The organism is Streptomyces sp. NPDC055103, assembly GCF_053607625.1.
The window spans coordinates 120,896-141,264 of sequence record NZ_JBSGTX010000009.1 but is presented as its reverse complement, the minus strand read 5'-3'; the positions used below and the strand labels follow the sequence as shown (position 1 = coordinate 141,264).

At 72.8% G+C, this 20,369-nt stretch carries 17 protein-coding genes; 5 read left to right on the top strand and 12 right to left on the bottom strand.

Going from position 1 to position 20,369, the window contains the following annotated elements:
• Nucleotides 1-87 precede the first annotated feature (87 nt).
• The 3 genes from ACWFR1_RS08950 (at nucleotide 88) to ACWFR1_RS08940 (ending at nucleotide 4,348) form a co-directional block, all read left to right on the top strand.
• On the top strand, nucleotides 88-822 hold the full coding sequence (locus tag ACWFR1_RS08950) for an ABC transporter ATP-binding protein (protein ID WP_453548186.1): 735 nt from the start codon (nucleotides 88-90) through the stop codon (nucleotides 820-822).
• Nucleotides 819-3,689 (top strand): FtsX-like permease family protein, encoded by a 2,871-nt coding sequence (locus tag ACWFR1_RS08945; RefSeq protein WP_453548183.1) that lies wholly within the window; start codon nucleotides 819-821, stop codon nucleotides 3,687-3,689. The genes ACWFR1_RS08950 and ACWFR1_RS08945 overlap by 4 nt, the downstream gene beginning before the upstream one ends.
• Nucleotides 3,690-3,799: 110 nt before the next feature.
• Nucleotides 3,800-4,348: a bacterial proteasome activator family protein gene (locus ACWFR1_RS08940; protein WP_024760339.1), complete on the top strand. Its 549-nt coding sequence runs from the start codon at nucleotides 3,800-3,802 to the stop codon at nucleotides 4,346-4,348.
• Nucleotides 4,349-4,444: 96 nt separating this feature from the next.
• On the opposite strand, the gene ACWFR1_RS08935 is transcribed toward ACWFR1_RS08940, so the two are convergent.
• From ACWFR1_RS08935 to pdhA, 7 genes are all read right to left on the bottom strand, one after another.
• Entirely contained in the window at nucleotides 4,445-5,431 is a 987-nt protein-coding gene (locus ACWFR1_RS08935) for an NAD(P)H-quinone oxidoreductase (RefSeq protein ID WP_453548181.1), read from the bottom strand.
• A gap of 58 nt (nucleotides 5,432-5,489) precedes the next feature.
• The gene (locus ACWFR1_RS08930; protein WP_453548223.1) at nucleotides 5,490-6,551 is read right to left on the bottom strand and encodes a potassium channel family protein; all 1,062 of its coding nucleotides are present in this window, start codon (nucleotides 6,549-6,551) and stop codon (nucleotides 5,490-5,492) included.
• A 20-nt stretch (nucleotides 6,552-6,571) separates the two neighbouring features.
• Complete coding sequence (locus ACWFR1_RS08925; protein WP_453548179.1) at nucleotides 6,572-8,011, bottom strand: molybdopterin molybdotransferase MoeA; 1,440 nt, start codon at nucleotides 8,009-8,011, stop codon at nucleotides 6,572-6,574.
• Nucleotides 8,008-8,862: an NTP transferase domain-containing protein gene (locus ACWFR1_RS08920; RefSeq protein WP_453548177.1), complete on the bottom strand. Its 855-nt coding sequence runs from the start codon at nucleotides 8,860-8,862 to the stop codon at nucleotides 8,008-8,010. The genes ACWFR1_RS08925 and ACWFR1_RS08920 overlap by 4 nt, the downstream gene beginning before the upstream one ends.
• An 82-nt stretch (nucleotides 8,863-8,944) precedes the next feature.
• On the bottom strand, nucleotides 8,945-10,360 hold the full coding sequence (locus ACWFR1_RS08915) for a dihydrolipoamide acetyltransferase family protein (RefSeq protein ID WP_453548174.1): 1,416 nt from the start codon (nucleotides 10,358-10,360) through the stop codon (nucleotides 8,945-8,947).
• Nucleotides 10,360-11,406, bottom strand: a complete 1,047-nt coding sequence (locus ACWFR1_RS08910; RefSeq protein ID WP_453548171.1) for an alpha-ketoacid dehydrogenase subunit beta — start codon at nucleotides 11,404-11,406, stop codon at nucleotides 10,360-10,362. The genes ACWFR1_RS08915 and ACWFR1_RS08910 overlap by 1 nt, the downstream gene beginning before the upstream one ends.
• Nucleotides 11,406-12,563, bottom strand: a complete 1,158-nt coding sequence (pdhA, locus tag ACWFR1_RS08905) for a pyruvate dehydrogenase (acetyl-transferring) E1 component subunit alpha (protein WP_453548221.1) — start codon at nucleotides 12,561-12,563, stop codon at nucleotides 11,406-11,408. The genes ACWFR1_RS08910 and pdhA overlap by 1 nt, the downstream gene beginning before the upstream one ends.
• A gap of 177 nt (nucleotides 12,564-12,740) precedes the next feature.
• On the opposite strand from pdhA, the gene ACWFR1_RS08900 reads away from it, so the two are divergent.
• A complete protein-coding gene (locus ACWFR1_RS08900; RefSeq protein ID WP_453548169.1) occupies nucleotides 12,741-13,367 on the top strand; it encodes an Lrp/AsnC family transcriptional regulator in 627 nt (208 codons plus the stop codon).
• A 116-nt stretch (nucleotides 13,368-13,483) separates the two neighbouring features.
• Here the strand turns inward: ACWFR1_RS08900 and ACWFR1_RS08895 are convergent, their stop codons facing one another.
• Nucleotides 13,484-14,077, bottom strand: a complete 594-nt coding sequence (locus ACWFR1_RS08895; protein WP_453548166.1) for a TetR/AcrR family transcriptional regulator — start codon at nucleotides 14,075-14,077, stop codon at nucleotides 13,484-13,486.
• On the bottom strand, nucleotides 14,077-15,660 hold the full coding sequence (locus ACWFR1_RS08890) for a 3-hydroxyacyl-CoA dehydrogenase (protein ID WP_453548163.1): 1,584 nt from the start codon (nucleotides 15,658-15,660) through the stop codon (nucleotides 14,077-14,079). Before ACWFR1_RS08890 ends, ACWFR1_RS08895 begins: the two co-directional genes overlap by 1 nt.
• A gap of 124 nt (nucleotides 15,661-15,784) precedes the next feature.
• On the opposite strand from ACWFR1_RS08890, the gene paaN reads away from it, so the two are divergent.
• The gene (paaN, locus tag ACWFR1_RS08885; protein ID WP_453548161.1) at nucleotides 15,785-17,482 is read left to right on the top strand and encodes a phenylacetic acid degradation protein PaaN; all 1,698 of its coding nucleotides are present in this window, start codon (nucleotides 15,785-15,787) and stop codon (nucleotides 17,480-17,482) included.
• A 74-nt stretch (nucleotides 17,483-17,556) separates the two neighbouring features.
• Here paaN and ACWFR1_RS08880 read toward each other — a convergent pair whose 3' ends face one another.
• Genes ACWFR1_RS08880 through ACWFR1_RS08870 form a run of 3 tightly spaced genes read right to left on the bottom strand, consistent with a single transcriptional unit; the run spans nucleotide 17,557 to nucleotide 20,278 of the window.
• On the bottom strand, nucleotides 17,557-18,258 hold the full coding sequence (locus tag ACWFR1_RS08880) for a TrmH family RNA methyltransferase (RefSeq protein ID WP_453548158.1): 702 nt from the start codon (nucleotides 18,256-18,258) through the stop codon (nucleotides 17,557-17,559).
• Entirely contained in the window at nucleotides 18,255-19,478 is a 1,224-nt protein-coding gene (locus ACWFR1_RS08875; RefSeq protein WP_453548156.1) for an HTTM domain-containing protein, read from the bottom strand. The genes ACWFR1_RS08880 and ACWFR1_RS08875 overlap by 4 nt, the downstream gene beginning before the upstream one ends.
• On the bottom strand, nucleotides 19,475-20,278 hold the full coding sequence (locus ACWFR1_RS08870; protein ID WP_453548153.1) for a DUF5819 family protein: 804 nt from the start codon (nucleotides 20,276-20,278) through the stop codon (nucleotides 19,475-19,477). The genes ACWFR1_RS08875 and ACWFR1_RS08870 overlap by 4 nt, the downstream gene beginning before the upstream one ends.
• Nucleotides 20,279-20,369: the final 91 nt, after the last annotated feature.

Genomic DNA, 20,369 nt, shown 5'->3' with positions numbered 1-20,369 from the left:
CGCCCCACCCCGTACCGCTGTCGCACCACCTTCCACCGCTCGCTCCGTACCGGCCGACCGCCGCGTACGCCCAAGGGGGACCCCTCCATGTCCACACAGCAGCCCGTGCTGCAGCTCCAGAACCTGACCCGCGTCCACGGCTCGGGTGCCACCGAGGTACACGCCCTGCGGGGGATCGACCTCGCCGTGTACCCCGGCGAACTCGTCGCCGTCATGGGCCCGTCCGGCTCCGGCAAGTCCACGCTCCTCACCATCGCGGGCGGCCTGGACATCCCGACCTCGGGTCATGTGATCGTCGAGAACACCGACATCACGACCGCAAGCGTCAAGGAGCTCGCCGCGCTGCGCCGCCGCAGCATCGGGTACGTCTTCCAGGACTACAACCTCATCCCGGCGCTCACCGCCGCCGAGAACGTCGCCCTGCCCCGCGAACTCGACGGCACCTCCGCCCGCAAGGCGCGCGTCGAGGCCCTGGCCGCCCTGGAGGAGATGGGGCTCGGCCACCTCGCCGACCGCTTCCCCGACGAGATGTCCGGCGGCCAGCAGCAGCGTGTGGCCATCGCCCGCGCCCTCGTCGGCGACCGCCGTCTCGTCCTCGCCGACGAGCCGACCGGCGCCCTCGACTCCGAGACCGGCGAGTCCGTGCTCGCCCTGCTCCGCTCCCGCTGCGACGCGGGCGCCGCCGGCGTCCTCGTCACCCACGAGCCGCGGTTCGCCGCCTGGGCCGACCGGGTCGTGTTCCTGCGGGACGGCGCGATCGTCGACCAGACCGTGCGCAGCGAGGCCGACTCCCTCCTCTCGGGCCAGGTGGCGGAGGCGTGAAGACCTGGTTCCACTCCTGGCGGGCAGCGATCCGCATCGCCCGCCGCGACGCCTGGCGTTCCAAGGGCCGCAGCGCTCTCGTCCTCGCGATGATCGCCCTGCCCATCCTCGGCGTCAGCGCACTCGATCTGACCTTCCGCAGCTCCGAACTGTCCCCCGCCGAACGGGCGGAGAGATCGATGGGCGCGGCCGACGCGATATTCCGCGACGCCCAGGCCGAGGGTGTCCCGATCCTTCAGGACCCGCTGGGCGAGACGCACACGCCGGCCAAGGACTACAAGGAGCAGCCCTGGCCGAACGGCCCGACCGACGTCGCCAAGGCGATCCCGGCGGGTTCCACGGTCCTCACGGACAGCTCCGGGTCGGCGAAGTTGACCACGGCCCACGGTCTGCTCACGACCGAGGTCCGTGAGCTGAAGGCGTCCGACCCGGTCACCCGGGGCATCACGACCCTCCTCTCGGGTCGTTTCCCGGAGAAGAACGACGAGGTCATGGCGACCTCGCACTTCCTCGAGGCCAGCGGTCTGTCGATCGGATCGACCCTTTCCGCCCGCAACTTCGACCGTACGTACCGGATCGTCGGCTCCTACGAGCTCCCCGACACCCTCGCCGCCAACCAGATCAACGCGCTGCCGGGCACCTTCCTCGCCCCGTACGTGAAGGCGGTCGAGAAGTCCGGTCTGCCCGCCCCCGATGTCTCCACCACGTATCTGGTGAAGAAGTCCGGTGGTTTCACGTGGAACACGGTCCAGCAGATCAACACCAAGGGTGTGGTCGTCACCTCGCGGGCCGTCCTCCTCGCCCCGCCGGCCGAGTCCGATGTGCCGCTCTACGCGAAGGACGACTGGCGCACCTACGACTCCAGCCCGGCGGCCGACGCCGCCGCGCTCGCCGCGGTCGCCACCGTCGTCGGTCTGGCGATGCTGGAGATCTGTCTCCTCGCCGGTCCCGCCTTCGCGGTCGGCGCCCGCCGCTCGCGCCGCCAGCTCGGTCTGGTCGGGGCCAACGGCGGCGCCCGCAGCCACATCCGGGCCATCGTGCTGAGCGGTGGTCTCGTCATCGGCGTGACCGCGGCCGTCGTCGGCACGGTCCTCGCCGTGATCCTCACCCTGGTGCTGCAGCCGGTCCTCGAAGACGTGATGAACCAGCGGTTCGGCGCCTTCGACATCCGGCCGCTCGAACTCCTCGGCATCGCGCTGCTCGCCGTCCTGACCGGTCTGCTCGCCGCGATCGTCCCGGCGATCACCGCTTCCCGGCAGACCGTCCTCGCCTCGCTCACGGGCCGGCGCGGTGTCCGGCGCAGCAGCCGCGTCCTGCCCCTGATCGGCCTCGTGGCCGTCCTCCTCGGTACCGCCGTCGCGCTCTTCGGCTCGATCGCCACCGAGTCGTTCGTCATCGTCGCGGGCGGCTCGGCCATCGCCGAGCTGGGCATCGTCGCCATGACCCCGGCGCTGGTGGGTCTCTTCGGCCGGACCGGGCGCTGGCTGCCGCTGTCGCCGCGGCTCGCGCTGCGGGACGCCGTCCGGAACCGGGGGCGTACGGCACCCGCCGTCGCCGCCGTCCTCGCCGCCGTCGCGGGCACCGTCGCCGTCTCCACCTTCATGGCCAGCAACGAGGCGCAGAACAGGGCCGGGTACGAGGCCCGGCTGCCGTACGGAGCGGTCTCCACCTTCGTCCTGGAGGAGGGCGGCCGGGACGTCCCCGCGGTCCGGGAGGCCGTCCAGCGTCTCCTCCCCGTCGATGTCCGCGCCGATGTCGAGCGGGTCTCGGTCGGCAAGCCCGGCTGCGACCCCTGGGGCGGCCGCGGGGCGGGCTGCGGCCGCTACGAGGTCGTGATCCCCCCGGCGAACGAGTGCCCGCTGTACGTCGCCTCCCTGCCCGGCGCCGGTGACCCCAGCGAGCGGTTCACCCCCGATCAGCGGCGGAAGATGATCACCGAGGACTGGCGCTGCGACCACTCCTCCACCGGCTGGGTCTCCGTCGACGGCGGTCTGTTCGTCGGTGACGCGAAGGTCCTCCAGGTGCTCGGCGTCGACGACCCGGGCGCCGTGAAGGCCCTCGCCGAAGGAAAGATCGTCACCTTCGCCAAGCCCGGCATCGACAAGAACGGCACCATCGGGATCAAGCAGATCACCGACCTCGCCGCCGCCGACAAGGCCTCGGAGAAGGGCCTGCCCGCGCCCGGGAAGATCAGCTCCATTCCCGCCTACCTGGTGCCCAAGGGCCAGAAGTCCTACGGCGTCCAGTTGCTGATGACCCCGGCCACCGCGAAGGCCGCCGGCCTCTCCACCCTGCCGGCCGGTGCCTACTTCAGCACCGAGCGGATGCCGGACACCGAGGCGCGCCAGAAGCTCGACGCCGAGCTCGCCAAGCTCGGCAGCAACGCCGAGCTGCACGTCGAGGAGGGCTTCGTCAACGACGACGGCCTCTTCCTGATCGCCCTGGCCGTCTTCGCCGGCCTCGTCACCATCGGCGCCGCCGGTATCGCCACCGGCCTGGCCCAGGCCGACGCCGAGGCCGACCTGAAGACGCTCGCCGCCGTCGGCGCCCCGCCCCGGGTCCGCCGTACGCTCAGCGGCTTCCAGTGCGGAGTCGTCGCGGCCATGGGCGTGATCCTCGGCTCGGCGGCCGGCGTCCTGCCGGCGATCGGGCTCCGGCTCACCGAGAAACGCGAGGCGCTCGGCTTCTACGAGCAGGCCATCGCGGAGGGTTGGGACAACGGCATGTCGGGCCCGCCGTACGTGCCGATCGTCATCCCCTGGGAGACGCTGGCCGGCCTCCTCGTCGCCGTACCGCTCGGCGCCGCGCTCCTGGCCGCCCTGGTGACCCGCTCGCGTGGCGCTCTCGCCCGGCGCGAGGCGACCTGACAGATCCGGCTCCGGCCGTTCGTTGTCTTCCTGTGCCCCCGCACGAGGGTGGATCACCCTCGTGCGGGGGCACACCGTGTGGTGAGGCATGTGTGCGAGAGAATGGCGGCATGGAGATGCCGAGGAATGACAGGTCGCAGGAGAGCCCCCAGGTCCTCATCGTGGGACAGGACGGAACGGCGCTCGGCGGCACTCAGGGTGACGACGAATCCCGCGAGGTCCCGGTGACGGAAATGGTCGAGCAGCCTGCGAAGGTCATGCGGATCGGCAGCATGATCAAGCAGCTCCTGGAGGAAGTACGGGCGGCACCTCTCGACGAGGCCAGCCGCGTCAGGCTCAAGAACATCCACGCCAGCTCCGTGAAGGAGCTGGAGGACGGGCTCGCGCCCGAGCTGGTCGAGGAACTGGAGCGGCTGTCCCTGCCGTTCACGGACGAGGCGGTCCCCTCCGAGGCGGAACTGCGGATCGCGCAGGCCCAGTTGGTGGGGTGGCTTGAGGGCCTCTTCCACGGCATCCAGACGGCGCTGTTCGCCCAGCAGATGGCGGCCCGCGCCCAGTTGGAGCAGATGCGCCGGGCGCTGCCGCCGGGCGCTTCGCACGACGATGACGACGACGACCGCGGCCACGGCCACGCGGTCCGCTCGGGGCCGTACCTGTAGGCCACGGGCTCGTACGCGGGACGGGCGCCGCGAGGCCGTACGCGAGAGGGGCCCGGCACATCACCTGTGCCGGGCCCCTCTCCCCTGTCCCGGGGATCAGCCCTGCGGCGCCAGCAGCAGCACCTTGCCGACGTGGTCGCCGGACTCCAGCGCCCGGTGCGCCTCGGCGGCCTCCGGCATCGGCACCGTACGGTCGACGACCGGCCGGACCGTGCCCGCGCCGATCAGCGGCCAGACGTGCTCACGGACGGCGGCGACGATCGCGGCCTTCTCGTGCGGCGGACGGGAGCGCAGCGTGGTCGCCATGACCGCCGCGCGCTTGGCGAGCAGCGCACCGAGGTTCAACTCGGCCTGCCTTCCACCCTGGAGCCCGATGATGACCAGCCGTCCGCTGACGGCCAGTGCCTTCACGTTCCGCTCCAGGTACTTGGCGCCGACGATGTCCAGGATGACGTCCGCGCCGGCCCCGTCCGTCGCCTTGTGGAGCTCCTCGACGAAGTCCTGCTCGCGGTAGTCGATGAGGATGTCCGCGCCCAGTTCGGCGCAGCGCGCCAGCTTCTCCGGGCTCCCGGCCGTGACCGCGACCCGCGCGCCGACCGCCTTCGCGAGCTGGATCGCCATCGTGCCGATCCCGCTCGCCCCGCCGTGCACGAGCAGCGTCTCGCCGGGGCGCAGGTGGGCGATCATGAAGATGTTGGACCAGACGGTGCAGGCGACCTCGGGGAGCGCCGCGGCCGTGGTCAGGTCGACGCCCTCCGGCACCGGCAGGAGCTGGCCGACCGGGACGACGACCTTCTCGGCGTAGCCGCCGCCGACGAGCAGCGCGCAGACCTCGTCGCCCACGGACCAGCCGGACACCCCGGGCCCGAGCGCGACGATCCGCCCCGAGCACTCCAGACCGGGGTACGGAGAGCTGCCCGGCGGCGGGTCGTAGAAGCCCTGACGCTGGAGCAGGTCGGCGCGGTTGACGGCGCTCGCCGCCACCTCGACGAGGACCTCGCCCTCGCCGGGCGTGGGATCGGGCACCTCGGTCCAGACGAGAGCCTCGGGACCGCCTGGTTCCGGAATCGTGATCGCATGCATGGCGGCGAGGCTACTCCGGCGGTCGCCACTCAGTCCCGCGGCGCTCGGTCCCGCGCTCTCAGTCCTGCGGCGGTGTGCTGAGCGGCGTCACCGGCGCGGCGCGCACGATGGTGATCACCCGGTCGGTCGCCTGGAGCGGGCTGGCGGCCTTGTCGTCGTAACCCAGCAGCCGGTGACCGCGGAGCACGCTCACCACCAGGTCGTGGGTCTCCCGCACGCTCTTGCCCACCTCGGCCTTGGTCACCGGACGCTCGACGAGGTCGAGGCCGGAGCCCTGCTGGATGAGGTCCTCCATCACCGTGCCGGCACTGGGGCTCAGCACGGAGAGGCCGAGCAGCCGGCCGGCGGCGCTGGCGCTGGTGATGACCGCGTCCGCGCCGGACTGGCGCAGCAGCGGCGCGTTCTCCTCCTCACGGACCGCGGCGACGATCTTCGCGCCCCGGTTGAGCTGCCGGGCGGTCAGCGTGACCAGGACGGCCGTGTCGTCGCGCTGGGTGGCGATGACGATCTGCCGCGCCCGCTGCACCTCGGCCCTGAGCAGGACGTCGCTGCGCGTCGCGTCGCCGATGACACCGACGAAGCCGTCCGCGTTCGCCGTCTCGATCACCTTGTTGGAGGGGTCGACGATGACGATCTGGTCCTTGCGGAGACCGGTCGAGCAGAGGGTCTGGATCGCGGACCGCCCCTTGGTGCCGAAGCCGACGATGACGGTGTGGTCACGCAAGGTGGACCTCCAGCGGTTCAGCCGGAACTCCTCCCGGGTCCTCTCCGTGAGGACTTCGAGAGTGGTGCCGACCAGGATGATCAGAAACAGCACACGCAGGGGCGTGACCAGCAGGATGTTGGCGAGCCGCGCCGAGTCGCTATAGGGGACGATGTCGCCGTATCCGGTGGTGGAGAGCGTCACGGTCGCGTAGTAGGCGCAGTCGAGGAGGTCGAGCGTCTCGTCGGCGTTGTCGTGGTAACCCTCGCGGTCGACGTAGACGATGAGCACCGTCACGATCAGCACGCCGAGCGCCATGAGCAGCCGCTTGCCGACCTGGCGCAGCGGCTTCTCGATGACCCGGCGGGGCAGCCGGATCTGGGGACCCGCGATCCGTTCGTCCGCCTGGCGGGCCATCACGTCACGGCTGGGAAGTTTCACGTGAAACACGCTCCTTGGGCCGGGGCGCCCCCCGCGGCCGTCGGCCAGGGAAGGCCGAGGATCTCCAGTACCTGGCCCGGTCGGGCACCGCCGGGCGGCACGACGGCCAGGCCGTCGGCGGCGGCGATGCCTCGGAGCATGGCCGGTCCGTTGTAGTGCAGCGGCACGGCCCGGTCGGCGCGGCGGGCGACCGGGACGAGCCGGGTGTCATGAGGGTGCCCCTGGACCTCGTCCTGGACGGCGGCCACGCCGGGTGCGCCGTACGGCGCCAGGGGGGACCCTACGAGGGCGGCGAGCAGGGGCTCGGCGAGGGTGAGGAGCCCGGAGACCGCCGCGAGCGGGTTGCCGGGGAGCCCGACGAGATGGCGGGGTTGGCGGGGTTCCTCGCCCGCGAGGCGGGCGAGGAGCATCGGGTGGCCGGGGCGGACCTTCACCCCGTCGACGAGGAGGGTGGCGCCCGCCGTGTCGAGCACGCGGTGCAGATGGTCGACCGGCCCGGCGGCGGTGCCGCCGGTGGTGATCAGCAGGTCGGCGGTGGAGCCGGTGACGGCCGCGTACAGCTCCTCGGCGTCGTCGCCGATCCGGCGGACGGCGAGGACCTCGGCGCCGAGCGCCTCCAGCCACGGGCCGAGCATGGGGCCGAGGGCGTCCCGGATGAGCCCCTCGTGGGGAAGTCCGGTCGTGAGCAGCTCGTCGCCGAGGACCAGGATCTCCACCCGGGGGCGGGGAAGGACGGGGAGCGCGTCGTAACCGGCGGCCGCTGCGAGACCGAGGACGGCGGGGGTCACGGTGGAGCCCGCGGCGAGGAGTTGGTCTCCGGAGCGGCACTCCTGGCCCCGTGGACGGATGTCCTGCCGGGGCCGTACCTCGCGCAGGGCGTGCAGCACCGGGCCGGGCGTCGGACCGCTCTGCTCGGTGCGGGAGTGCTCGGAGCGGACGACCGCTGTCGTCCCGGTCGGGACGCGGGCGCCGGTGGCGATGCGTACGGCCTCGCCGTCGGCCAACGCGGCCGCGGGGGCATGGCCTGCGAGGACGGCGCCCTCGTCCCGGACCGTCCAGGGGCCCGGCCCCGCGACGGCCCAGCCGTCCATGGCGGAGGAGTCGAAGGAGGGCAGGTCGGTGAGGGCCAGAAGCGGACCGGCGAGCACCCGACCGAGCGCCGCACCGAGCGGAACGACCAACGCCCCCCGGACGCCCTCACCGGCCTGACCGGACACACCCGCCTCACCGGCCTGATCGGTCCCGGCGGCCTGATCGGTCCCGTCGGTCCGGTCCGCGCGGTCCACGCGGGCGGCGCGCTCCGCTCGGGCAGCGGCGCCGGCTTCGGTTGCGGCGGTGCGTGCCGCGGGCCAGGCGGTGGCGCGGTGCGGCTCCTCGGCCGGCCGCCGGCGCGGGGTGGTGTCGGGGGCCACGACGGCGGGCTCCTTGAGGGTCATCCGGCCTCGTCCTGTTCGGCGGCCCAGCGCTTGGCGAGCTCCGCCGCCTTGCGTGCCGCCTCGGCGACCGCCTCCGGGCCGCCCTCGGTGCCCGCACGCGCCGCCGCGTAGCCGACCAGGAAGGTGGTCAGGGGCGCGGCGGGGCGGGCCACTCCATGGGCGGCGTCACGGGCCAGGTCGAGCAGCACGTCGGTGTCGACGTCCAGCTCGATGCCCAGTTCGTCCTTGACTGCGGTGATCCATTCGTCCAGCACGGTCCCATGCTCCCTGATGCGGGCGCGGGCCGAGGCGATGTCCTCCCAGGTGTCGCAGTCGAAGGACGCGAGGGGCCCCGCGGCGACCCGGGTGGGACGGAGCCCGTCCGTGAGGTACCGCAACGGCATGTGGGCCAGACCGCGGTGGTCGTGCGCGAGCCGGGTCAGCTCGCGTGCGAGCGGCGCCGTCCGGTACGCGGCGACGAGCGGCTGGTCCCGGCCGTCGGCGTCGGTGAGGAGGGCCGCCTCCGCCTCGGGCGCCTCGGCGAGCGCGTCCCGGAGGCGGCGGACGGTGTCCCGGTCGAGGAAGGGCAGGTCGGCGGAGAGGACGAGGAGGACCTCGGCCTCCGTCTCGGCCGCGCCGGCGGCGACGGCGGGCAGCGGGCCGCCGCCGGGCGGCTCCTCCCTGGTCCAGCGGACGGGACGGACGGTCGGGCGCGGATCCCCGACGACCACGGTCCGGCCCGCGTCGGGGCAGGCCGCGAGCACTCTGTCGAGGAGCGTCCTGCCCCCGACGCGTACTCCGGGCTTGTCGGAACCGCCGAGGCGCCTGGCGGCACCCCCGGCGAGCACGACGACGTCGTATGCGGTGGTCACCCCAGCAGTATGGGGCGCCCGGTGCCACGGCCGTCCGGCCCGTCCCGTATGGAGAGACGGGCCGGGCCGGGACCGCCGGTCGTCAGAGCGTGCGGAGCAGGACCGCGGGCTGCTCGACGCAGTCCGCCACGTACCGCAGGAAGCCGCCCGCCGTGCCGCCGTCGCAGACGCGGTGGTCGAAGGTGAGCGAGAGCTGCACCACCTGACGGACGGCCAGTTCGCCCTGGTGGACCCAGGGCTTGGGGATGATCCGGCCGACGCCGAGCATCGCGGCCTCGGGGTGGTTGATGATCGGCGTGGAGCCGTCGACGCCGAACACCCCGTAGTTGTTCAGGGTGAACGTGCCACCCGTCAGATCGGCCGGCGTGAGCGTGCCCTGTCGGGCGGCCTCCGTGAGCCGGGCGAACTCCTCCGTGAGCGACTCGGCCGTCCGCGTCCCCGCGTCCCTGACCACCGGGACGACCAGACCGCGCGGGGTCTGGGCCGCGAAGCCGAGGTGCACGGCCGGCAGCCGGACGATCTCCCGGGCGGCCGTGTCCACCGTGGAGTTGAGCTCGGGGAACCGCGCCAGGGCGTGGGCGCAGATCCGGGCGAGGAGCGCGAGGAGCGAGATCTTCGGCCCGCCCGCCGCGTTCATCGCCCGCCGGGCCGCCATCAGCTCGGTCGCGTCGGCGTCGACCCAGCAGGTCGCGTCCGGGATCTCCGTACGGCTGCGGGAGAGCTTGTCCGCCACCGCGCCACGGATCCCGCGCAGCGGAATCCGCTCGCCGGCCACGGCGCCAGGGGTCACCGCGGGGCTCGCGGCGGGCGCAGGGGCGGCCACCGGCCGCTCCAGGGCCGCGAGGGCCAGCTCCACGTCAGCCCGCAGGATCAGGCCCTCGGGCCCCGATCCGCGTACCTCCCGAAGGTCGAGTCCCCGGTCCCTGGCCAGCTTCCGCACGAGCGGCGAGATGACCGGCACCGGCCCGTCGTGCCCGCCCAAGGGCGCGCCGACGGGCTCCGGAGCCCGCCCCACGACCGGAGCCACGACCGGGGCCGGAGCCACGACCGGAGCACGTGCCGGAGCCGGGGCCTGGGCCACGGCCGGGTTGTCGCGCAGGACGCGGCGGCGCCGGGCGGCGGGGCCCGCCGTGCCGTAGCCGACGAGCACGTTGCCCGAATACTCCGAGGAGACGGCGGACTCGGCGGCGGACGCACCCGCCGTGGGGGCCGCTCCGGGAGCCGCCTCCGCGAGCTCCTCCGGCGCACCCGTACCGCCCACGGCGACCGTCAGGAGCGGTGCGCCGACCGGCAGTTCGGTACCCTCCTCGCCGTACCGGGCGGTGACGACGCCGCCGTACGGGCAGGGCACCTCGACCATGGCCTTGGCCGTCTCGACCTCGACGACCGGCTGGTCGATGGCGACGACGTCGCCGACGGCGACGAGCCAGCGGACGATCTCCGCCTCGGTGAGTCCCTCACCGAGGTCGGGCAGCTTGAATTCGAGCACCTGGGCCATCAGCTCTGCGCCTCCCACTGCAGTCGCGCCACCGCGTCCAGGACCCGGTCCACGCCGGGCAGATGGTGCCGCTCCAGCATCGGCGGCGGGTACGGGATGTCGAAGCCCGCGACCCGCAGCACCGGCGCCTCAAGGTGGTGGAAGCAGCGCTCCATGACGCGGGCGGCGATCTCCGCGCCGGGGCCGGCGAAGCCGGTCGACTCGTGAACCACGACCGCGCGGCCGGTGCGCCGTACCGAGGCGCAGACGGTCTCGTCGTCGAACGGCACGAGCGAGCGCAGGTCGACGACCTCCAGGTCCCAGCCCTCGGCCTGGGCGGCCTCGGCGGCCTCCATGCAGACCGGGACCGACGGGCCGTAGGTGATCAGGGTGGCGCCGGTGCCCCGCCGCCGTACGACCGCCTTGCCGATCGGCTCGACGGGCGCGGGCGCCTCGGGGGACCAGTCGGACTTGGACCAGTAGAGCCGCTTGGGCTCCAGGAAGACCACCGGGTCGTCGGAGGCGATGGCCGCGCGCAGCAGCCCGTAGGCGTCCTCCACGCTCGCCGGGGTGACGACGTGGAGCCCCGGGGTGGCCATGTAGTAGGCCTCGGAGGAGTCGCTGTGGTGCTCGACCCCACCGATCCCGCCGCCGTACGGGACGCGGATGACGATCGGCATCGGCATCGCGCCGCGGGTGCGGTTGCGCATCTTCGCCACGTGCGAGAGCAGCTGCTCGAACGCCGGGTAGGCGAAGGCGTCGAACTGCATCTCCACGACCGGCCGCAGGCCGTACATGGCCATGCCGACGGCCGCGCCGAGGATGCCCGCCTCGGCCAGCGGGGTATCGGTGCAGCGGTCCTCGCCGAACTCCTTGGCGAGCCCGTCGGTGACCCGGAAGACGCCGCCGAGCGTGCCGACGTCCTCGCCCATCACGTGGACGGTCGGGTCCTCGGCCATCGCGTCGCGCATGGCGCGCTGGAGCGCCTGCGCCATCGTCGCGGGCTTGGGCTTCCCGGCGTTCCCGGCGGCCTTGGCCGCCGCGGGGCCGGTCGTCGCGGTCGTCATCACGCCTCACCCTCGGCTTCGAGCTCGGCGCGCAGCTGCGCCGCCTGTTCGCGCAGCTGCGTCGTCTGCTCGGCGTACACGTGGGAGAAGAGCTCCATCGGGTCGAGCACCGGGTCGGCGTTCATCCGCTCGCGCAGGTCCGCCGCCATCGTCTCGGCGGCCTCGGCCGCAGCGCGCCTGGTGTCCTCGTCGAGCAGACCGCGCTCCGTCAGTTCCCGTTCGAGGATCACGATCGGGTCGTGCGCCCGCCAGTTCTCGACCTCGCCGGCCGCGCGGTAGCGGGTGGCGTCGTCGGCGTTGGTGTGGGCGTCGATCCGGTAGGTGACGGCCTCGACCAGGGTCGGGCCGCCGCCGCGCCGCGCGCGTGCCACGGCCTCGGTCAGCACCTGGTGGACGGCGATCGCGTCGTTGCCGTCGACGAGCCGGCCCGGCATCCCGTACCCGACGGCCTTGTGGGCGAGGGACGGGGCGGCGGTCTGCTTGGCCAGCGGCACGGAGATCGCGAAGCCGTTGTTCTGCACGAAGAAGACCACGGGGGCCTGCCAGACGGCCGCGAAGTTCAGCGCCTCGTGGAAGTCGCCCTCGCTGGTGCCGCCGTCGCCGACCATGGCGAGCGCGACCACGTCGTCGCCCTTGAGGCGGGCGGCGTGGGCAAGGCCCACGGCGTGCGGGAGCTGCGTGGCCAGCGGGGTGCAGAGCGGCGCGACGCGGTACTCACGCGGGTCGTACCCGGTGTGCCAGTCGCCGCGCAGCAGCGTCAGGGCCTGCACCGGGTCGAGGCCACGGGCGACCGCCGCGAGGGTGTCGCGGTACGAGGGGAACAGCCAGTCCCGCTCCTCTAGGGCGAGGGCGGCGGCGATCTCGCACGCCTCCTGGCCGGTGGTCGACGGGTACACGGCGAGCCGGCCCTGCTTGGTGAGAGCGGTGGCCTGCGTGTTGTACCGGCGGCCGCGGATCAGCTCCGCGTACAGCCGGAGCAGTAGCGCGGGGTCGGCGTCGGCCACGGCGTCCGTGCCGAGCACGCGCAGCGGCTCGGTGTCGGGCAGCAGCGGGGCGGGGTCGGTACGCGGCTGCCAGGCCGGCGGGGCGGGCCGGTGGGCGGGAGCGACACCGGGCGGCTCTTGGACTGTCGAACTGCGCTGTTGCAACGAGTCCACCTCCTCGTGGGAGCGGGCATAAGACCCGAAGGCGGGTGGCGCGAGTGTGGTGCGCCTCACCTACCGATTGTTCGGTCGTGGAGGCATTTTGGCTACAGGCACCTCCAGCCTGTGGACAAACGGTTCTCCACAGCCTGGGATAGGAGCAGGTCGTCCACCGGAGAGAGGCGGGGGGACATGGCGGATGAACAAATGGCCGTCGACCGGAGCGGGGCTCCGGCCGACGCCACGGCCGATGCCACGGGCGGGGCGCTGGGAGAGACACTCGGCGGACCGCTCGGCGGAGCCGACAGCGAGGTGCCCGGCGAGGCCCTGAGCGCGCCGATCGGCGTGCCGACGGGCGTCCTGCCGGCACGCCCGCTGGACGCGATCGACCGCGACATCCTGAGGTTGCTGCAGACGGACGGCCGCGCCTCGGTACGGTCCGTGGCCGAGCGGGTACACGTCTCCCGGGCCAACGCCTACGCGCGGATCAACCGGCTCATCGACGACGGGGTGATCCGTGGCTTCAGCGCCCGCGTCAACCACGAGCGGGCGGGGCACGGCGCCTCCGCCTACATCACACTCAAGATCGTCCAGAACTCCTGGCGGACGGTCCGCGAGCAGCTCAGGGCCCTGCCGGGTGCCACGCACATCGCGCTGGTCAGCGGCGACTTCGACGTCCTGCTGCTCGTGCACACCCCGGACAACCGGACCCTGCGCGAGCTGGTGCTCACCCGGCTCCAGTCGATCCCCGAGGTGCTGTCGACCCGCACCCTGCTGGTCTTCGAGGAGACGGACCTCAACACCGACCACCGGCTCTGACCGCGCGAGAACCGCCCGAAACAGCGGGACGGCCCCCGAGGGGGCCGTCCAGAAGCCGTCTGCGGGCCGTCGACACACTGGCGGCACACCGAACGGCACACCGCTGGTACGAAGCCTCAGCGGGCCGTCTTCAGCCCGTCGAACGCGAGGTGCGCGACGGTCTCGGCGAGCTGCTCCCGCTCGCCCACCGCGTCCGGATGCGGCCGGTACCACTCCACCAGCGAATTGATCATGCCGAAGAGGAGCCGGGTCGCCAGCCGTATGTCCACGTCCGCCCGCAGGTCGCCCTCGGCCGCCGCGGCCTTCAGCAGATCGGCCACCCGGTGGTCGAACTCGCGCCGCCGCTCCATCGCCCACCGCTCGGTCGCGGTGTTGCCCCGCACCCGCAGCAGCAGCGTCACGTACGGCAGCTCCGCGATCAGCACCTCCACGGTGCGACGCGTGACGTACTCGACCCGCTCGACGGCCCGGCCGCGTACCGCCCCCGGCTCGTCGAGCACCGCGAAGAGCCCGTCGAGCGCCCGGCTGACCGCGCGCCGCAGCAGCTCCTCCTTGCCGGACACGTGGTGGTAGATCGACGACTTGGAGATCCCCGCGGCCTTGGACAGGTGCTCCATGGACGTGCCGTCGTAGCCGCGGTCGTTGAAGACCCGCACGGCGACCGAGAGCAGCGTCTCCGGCGTGTACGTGTCGCGCTTCGCCGTCGTCATCAGGAGTCCTCCCCTTCCTCGGCGTAGCCGCGGCGCATGAGGGCGAGGCTCGGCGCGTACCGCCCCGCCGGGTAGCGCTCGTCCAGCTCCCTGAGCAGCGCACAGGCCCGCTGGTAGCCCATTTTCCCGGCCCACTCCAGCGGCCCGGCCGGATAGTTCACCCCGAGCCGCATCGCCGTGTCGACGTCCTCGGCGGTGGCGACGCCCCGGTCGACCGCGTCGGCCGCCAGATCGGCCAGCATCGCGACCGTACGGGCCACGATCATGCCGGGCACGTCGCCGATCACGGACACCTGCTTGCCGAGCGCCTGGAAGAGGCCCACGGCCTCCGCGAGGGCCTCGGGATCGCCCCCTTCCCTGACGGAGAGCACGATCCGGCTCGCGCGCGCGTAGTCGAGCGCGAGATCGAAGTAGACGATCTCCTCGTCGCTGTACTCGAAGGCCGTCTCGCCGTCCGCGAGGCCCAACCGACCGCCCCCCGGGAGCTCGATGCACCCGGTGCCCTTCTTGCGCCGCACCTTGACGCCCGCCTCCTCGAAGAGGCCCACGAGCGGCTCGGCGGGTCCCAGGTCGCCGCGGACGACGATCTTCGCCGGCGCCTCGGCGGGCGGCGCGTTGTGCGGCTCGGGCCGCTCCGCGCCCTCCTCGTACGAGAACCAGCCCTGCCCCGACTTGCGGCCGAGCCGCCCGGACTCGACGAGCCGCCGCTGCGCGAGCGAGGGCGTGAACTTCGGGTCCTGGTAGAAGGACTCCCAGACGGAGCGGGTGACGGCCTCGTTCACGTCCTGGCCGATGAGGTCCGTGAGCTCGAAGGGCCCCATGCGGAAGCCGCCGCACTCGCGCAGGGCGGCGTCGATGGTCGCGGGGTCGGCCGCGCCCTCCTCGTAGACCCGCAGCGCCTCCGCGTAGAAGGGGCGCGCGACCCGGTTCACGATGAATCCGGGGGTGTCCGCGCAGCGCACCGGCGTCTTGCCCCAGGCCTTCACCGTCTCGTACGCGCGCGTGGCGACGTCCGCGTCGGTGGCGAAGCCGCTGACGACCTCGACGAGCGGGAGCAGCGGCGCCGGGTTGAAGAAGTGGAGTCCGACGAACCGGCCGGGCAGGCGCAGCCCTCCCGCGATCGCGGTGACGGAGAGGGAGGAGGTGTTCGTGGCGAGGACGGTGTCGTCGCCGACGACCTTCTCCAGGTCGGCGAAGAGCTGCTGCTTGACGGGGAGGTGCTCGACGATCGCCTCGACGACGAGCGCCGCGTCGGCGAGCTCCGCGAGGTCCTCCGCCGCGTGCAGTCGTCCGACAGCCGCCTCGCGCGCGTCGGCGGTCAGGCGGCCCTTCTCGACGAGCCGGTCCAGGCGGGCGGCGAGGGCGGCCACGGCCTCCCCCGCCCGGCCCGGTGCGCTGTCGTAGAGCCGCACGGGATGGCCGGCGACCAGCGCGACCTGGGCGATCCCCTGGCCCATGGTGCCGGTGCCGACGACGGCCACGGTCCGGTCCTGCCCGAAGGCGGTGGTGCGGTCCTGTGCGAGGTCGGTGGGCTCACTGGCGGTCACGTCGTCGCTCCCCCTGACGGTCACGTTGGCGCTCATAGGAGTGATCCTCCCCGATGGGTTTTCCACAGGATCGACGGACCCCCTTGTCCCGACCGATCGTTCGGTTACTCTAACTCCGTACGTGTCTCCCTGCCCAGCTCGACGAGGAGTTGGTCCATCCATGGCCACCGCTCTGCCGACCACCGACCGTCTGGCCGAGAAGCACCGGTCCACGCTCGATCAGGCACTCGCCACGATCCGCACGCGCGCCTACTGGTCGCCGCATCCCGAGCACCCGAAGGCGTACGGGGAGGACGGCTCGCTCGACGCGGCCGCCGGCCTCGCCGCCCACAAGGCCGTGCTGAACACCCGCTTCGAGCTCGACCAGCCCGGCACGGACGGCTGGACCGGCGGCGAGGTCTCGCCGTACGGCCCGGAGCTCGGCATCGAGTACCCGCACGCCGACATCGACGTCCTGCTCCCCGCGATGCGCGCGGGCACGGCCGCGTGGCGCGACGCCGGGCCGGAGACCCGCGCCCTCGTCTGCCTGGAGATCCTGTCCCGGATCTCGGCCCGCACGCACGAGTTCGCCCACGCCGTCATGCACACCAGCGGACAGGCGTTCATGATGGCGTTCCAGGCCGGCGGCCCGCACGCCCAGGACCGCGGCCTCGAGGCCGTGGCGTACGCGTACGAGGAGCAGACCCGCACCCCCGCGGGGCGGGCCGACTGGTCCAAGCCCCAGGGCAAGCGGGACCCGCTGGAGCTGTCCAAGGAGTTCACCCCGGTCGGCCGCGGCATCGCCCTGATGATCGGCTGCAACACCTTCCCCACGTGGAACGGCTACCCGGGCCTGTTCGCCTCGCTGGCCACCGGAAACCCGGTCCTGGTCAAGCCGCACCCGCGCGCCGTCCTGCCGCTCGCGCTCACCGTCTCCGTGGCCCGCGAGGTGCTCGCGGAGTCCGGCTTCGACCCGAACCTGGTCGCGCTCGCCGTCGAGCGCCCGGGCGAGGGCATCGCGAAGACCCTGGCCGTGCGCCCCGAGGTCCGGATCATCGACTACACCGGCTCGACCGAGTTCGGCGACTGGCTGGAGGCCAACGCCCGCCAGGCGCAGGTCTACACGGAGAAGGCCGGGGTCAACACGGTCGTGGTCGACTCGACCGACGACTACAAGGGCATGCTGGCCAACCTGGCGTTCTCGCTGTCGCTGTACAGCGGCCAGATGTGCACGACCCCGCAGAACCTGCTGATCCCCCGCGACGGCATCACCACCGACCAGGGCCCCAAGTCGTACGACGAGGTCGTCGCCGACCTCGCGGCGGCGGTCGGCGGTCTGCTGGGCGACGACGCCCGGGCGAACGGCCTGCTCGGCGCGCTGGTCAATCCGGACGTGAAGGCGCGTCTGGAGGCCGCCGCCGGCCTCGGCGAGGTGGCGCTCGCCTCCCGCGAGGTCGTCAACCCCGACTTCCCGGACGCCGTGGTCCGTACCCCGGTCATCGTGAAGCTGGACGGTTCCAAGCCGGACGCCCAGGCCGCGTACTTCTCCGAGTGCTTCGGCCCGGTCTCCTTCGCCGTCTCGGTGGACTCCACCGCCGACGCCCTGGAGCTGCTGCGGCGCACGGTCCGCGAGAAGGGCGCGATGACGGTCGGCGCGTACACGACCTCGGCCGAGACCGAGCGCGCGGTCGAGGAGGTCTGCCTGGAGGAGTCGGCGCAGCTGTCGCTGAACCTCACGGGCGGGGTGTACGTCAACCAGACGGCGGCGTTCTCCGACTTCCACGGCTCCGGCGGCAACCCCGCGGCGAACGCGGCGCTGTGCGACGGCGCCTTCGTCTCCAACCGCTTCCGGGTGGTGGAGGTCCGCCGCCAGGCCTGACCACCGGTTCCACCGGTACCGCGGGGGCCTCCGGGCCTCCGCGGTACGTCAGGCAGGAAGGTCCAGCGCGAGTATCAGGCGGGGGAGTCGATCTCCGCGTACCGCTGCACCCACGCGTGCATGGCGATCGCGGCGGCCGCCCCGGCGTTGATCGACCGGGTCGAGCCGAACTGGGCGATCGAGCAGACCATCTCCACGTGCGCGCGCGCCTCGTCCGTGAGCCCCGGGCCCTCCTGGCCGAAGAGCAGCACACAGCGGCGCGGCAGCACGGTCCGCTCCAGCGGCACCGCGCCCGGAAGGTTGTCGATCCCGATAATCGGCAGGCCCTCGGCCGCCGCCCACGCCGTCAGCGACTCGGTGTCCGGGTGGTGGCGGACGTGCTGGTAGCGGTCGGTGACCATGGCGCCCCGCCGGTTCCAGCGCCGCCGGCCCACGATGTGGATCTCCTTCGCGAGGAAGGCGTTGGCGGTCCGCACGACCGAGCCGATGTTGAAGTCGTGGCCCCAGTTCTCCACCGCCACATGGAAGTCATGACGCCGGGTGTCGAGATCGGCGACGACCGCCTCCCGCGTCCAGTACCGGTAGCGGTCCACGACATTGCGCCGGTCGCCGCCGGCGAGCAGCTCGGGGTCGTACCGCTCGTCGTCCGGCCACGGCTCCGCGTGTGGCCCGACGCCGATCTCCGGGCCGAACCCCTCGTCGTACTGAACCGGCTCGGCCGCCGCCTCTGCCGCTTCCGCCGTCTCGGCTCCGGGCTTCTCTTCGGTGGTGCTCACCCGACGAGGGTACGGGGGTCGTGCTCCTCACCCGTACGGCGCTGTTCGGGCAGCGCTCCGGCGGACCTCCGGCGAAGGAGCCGGTCCCTGCCCCGCGCCGTCCGTGCGCCGAGGGCCACCAGGAAGGCCGTCGGCAGGAACACCGCGTCGGCGGAGATCATCGCGAGGGAGAAGACCGGCAGCCCGAGGAGCAGGGCGATCCCGGCGTGCTCCAGCATCATCGCGACCAGCAGGACGTTCTTGACCTTGCGGTGGAAGAGCGTGAAGGGGAAGGCGACCTGCACGATCACCGTGCCGTAGGTCAGCAGCAGCACCATGACCCCGCTGGAGCCCAGGAGCTCGGAGAGCGCGGGCCAGGGCGAGAAGTAGTCCAGGTGGAGCGGGTAGTACAGCGCCGTGCCGTCCTGCCAGCGCGAGCCCTGGATCTTGTACCAGCCGGCCGTGGCGTAGATCAGACAGACCTCGGCCATGATCACGACGAGGGCGGCGTTGTGCGTGAGGTTGGCGAGGACGTCGAGCAGGGTGCGCGGCTCCCCTGGAGCGAACCGGCACACCAGCCACCACAGACCGTGCCCCAGCCACAGCACCCACAGCAGCACCGGCAGCCACCACTCGCCGGTGACATCGCCGAACCAGGTGGTGGCGAGCAGGAAGCCACCGAGCACGATCCACAGCAGCGGCCCGACGACGTCCTCACGGGACCCGCGGGCCCCACGGGCGGCCCTCCTGGCGTCGAGGGACCACACCTGCCCGCAGCGGGTCAGCACGAGGTAGATCGCGGCGATGTGGAGGACGTTGTCGCCGCCGTCGCCCAGGAAGACGGAGCGATTCTGCAGCGAGAGGACCCCGGCCATGAAGACCACCGACACGGCCCTGGTGTGCCAGCCGAGGAGGAGCAGGGCGGCGGAGAGCACCGCGAGCGCGTAGACGACCTCGAACCAGATCCGGCCGTCCGACCACATCAGCACGGTGAAGGCGCGGTTGTCGGCGATCAGCCGGCGCGCCATCTCCCAGGACCAGGGGCCGTCGGGACCGTACATCTCGTGCCGGTAGGGCAGCTCACGCAGCAGGAAGACGAGCCAGGTCAGCGAGAAGCCGATCCGGATGATCGCGGTCTGGTGCGGGCCGAGCGCGCGGCCGGTGACGGTCTGGACGGCGCGGGCGATCCGCCGGTCGAAGGGCTCGCGCGTCCGCGCGCGCGGAGCGGTGGGGCTGCTCATCGGCCCGCCTCCGTACGGCTCGGGGCGGCGGCGTCCTCGCGGCTCCGGGCGTCGTCGCCCGGCCGGTCGGCGTCGGTCACCTTCCACCAGGGGAAGTCGCGGTAGGAGGGGGTCTCGTCGTTCTTCTCGGTGCTCCACCGGGGCGCCGGGAGGGGCCGGGTGACCGCGCGGAGCTGGACGCGCCGCACGTCGGCCCCTTCGAGCGAGGGAAGGCCGTCGAGGCGGAGCATCGCGATCCGGCGCATGTACTCCTCCGAGAGGTGGCCGCGCATTCCGTTGGGGCTGCCTTCGTCGGAGTGCGAGCTCAGGTAGAAGTCCACGGCCCTGCGGAGCTCGTTCTGCTGTGTGTGGCTGGGCATCGGGTTGTGGCGGATCGCCGCGGCGTCCTGGGCGGTGAGGTCGATCCAGCCGGTGGTGCGGCGGCCGTCGCCGGCGGTGGCGATCTCGGCGCGGACCTCGACGGCGACGTTCTGCTGGAGCGGGTTGGGTGCGAAGAGCTTCCAGTTCTGTTCGAACTCGGGATAGACCCAGTCGTCGACGGCCTGGCCGTGCCGCTTGGTGAGCGTGTTCGACGGCGCGACGTGCAGGAACACCATCGCCACATGCACACAGACGAAGACCCCGGCCACGGCGAGCGCCACGGCGGCGACGACCTGGTAGGGCAGTGACAGGGCCATGATCCCGCCGCCGGCGGACCCCGCGGGCGGACCGCTCGTCACCCCGTCCGCGACCGCTTCACCCTGCGTCTCGACGTCCGTCCCGACGTCCGCGCCGATGTCCCGTTCGACGTCCGCGTCCATCCCGCCCCGATCCCGATCGGCCCACCTCGGTTATCCACAGGGTTGACACCATACGGGCCGCCGACTCACCATTGAAGTCATTCAACCGAAC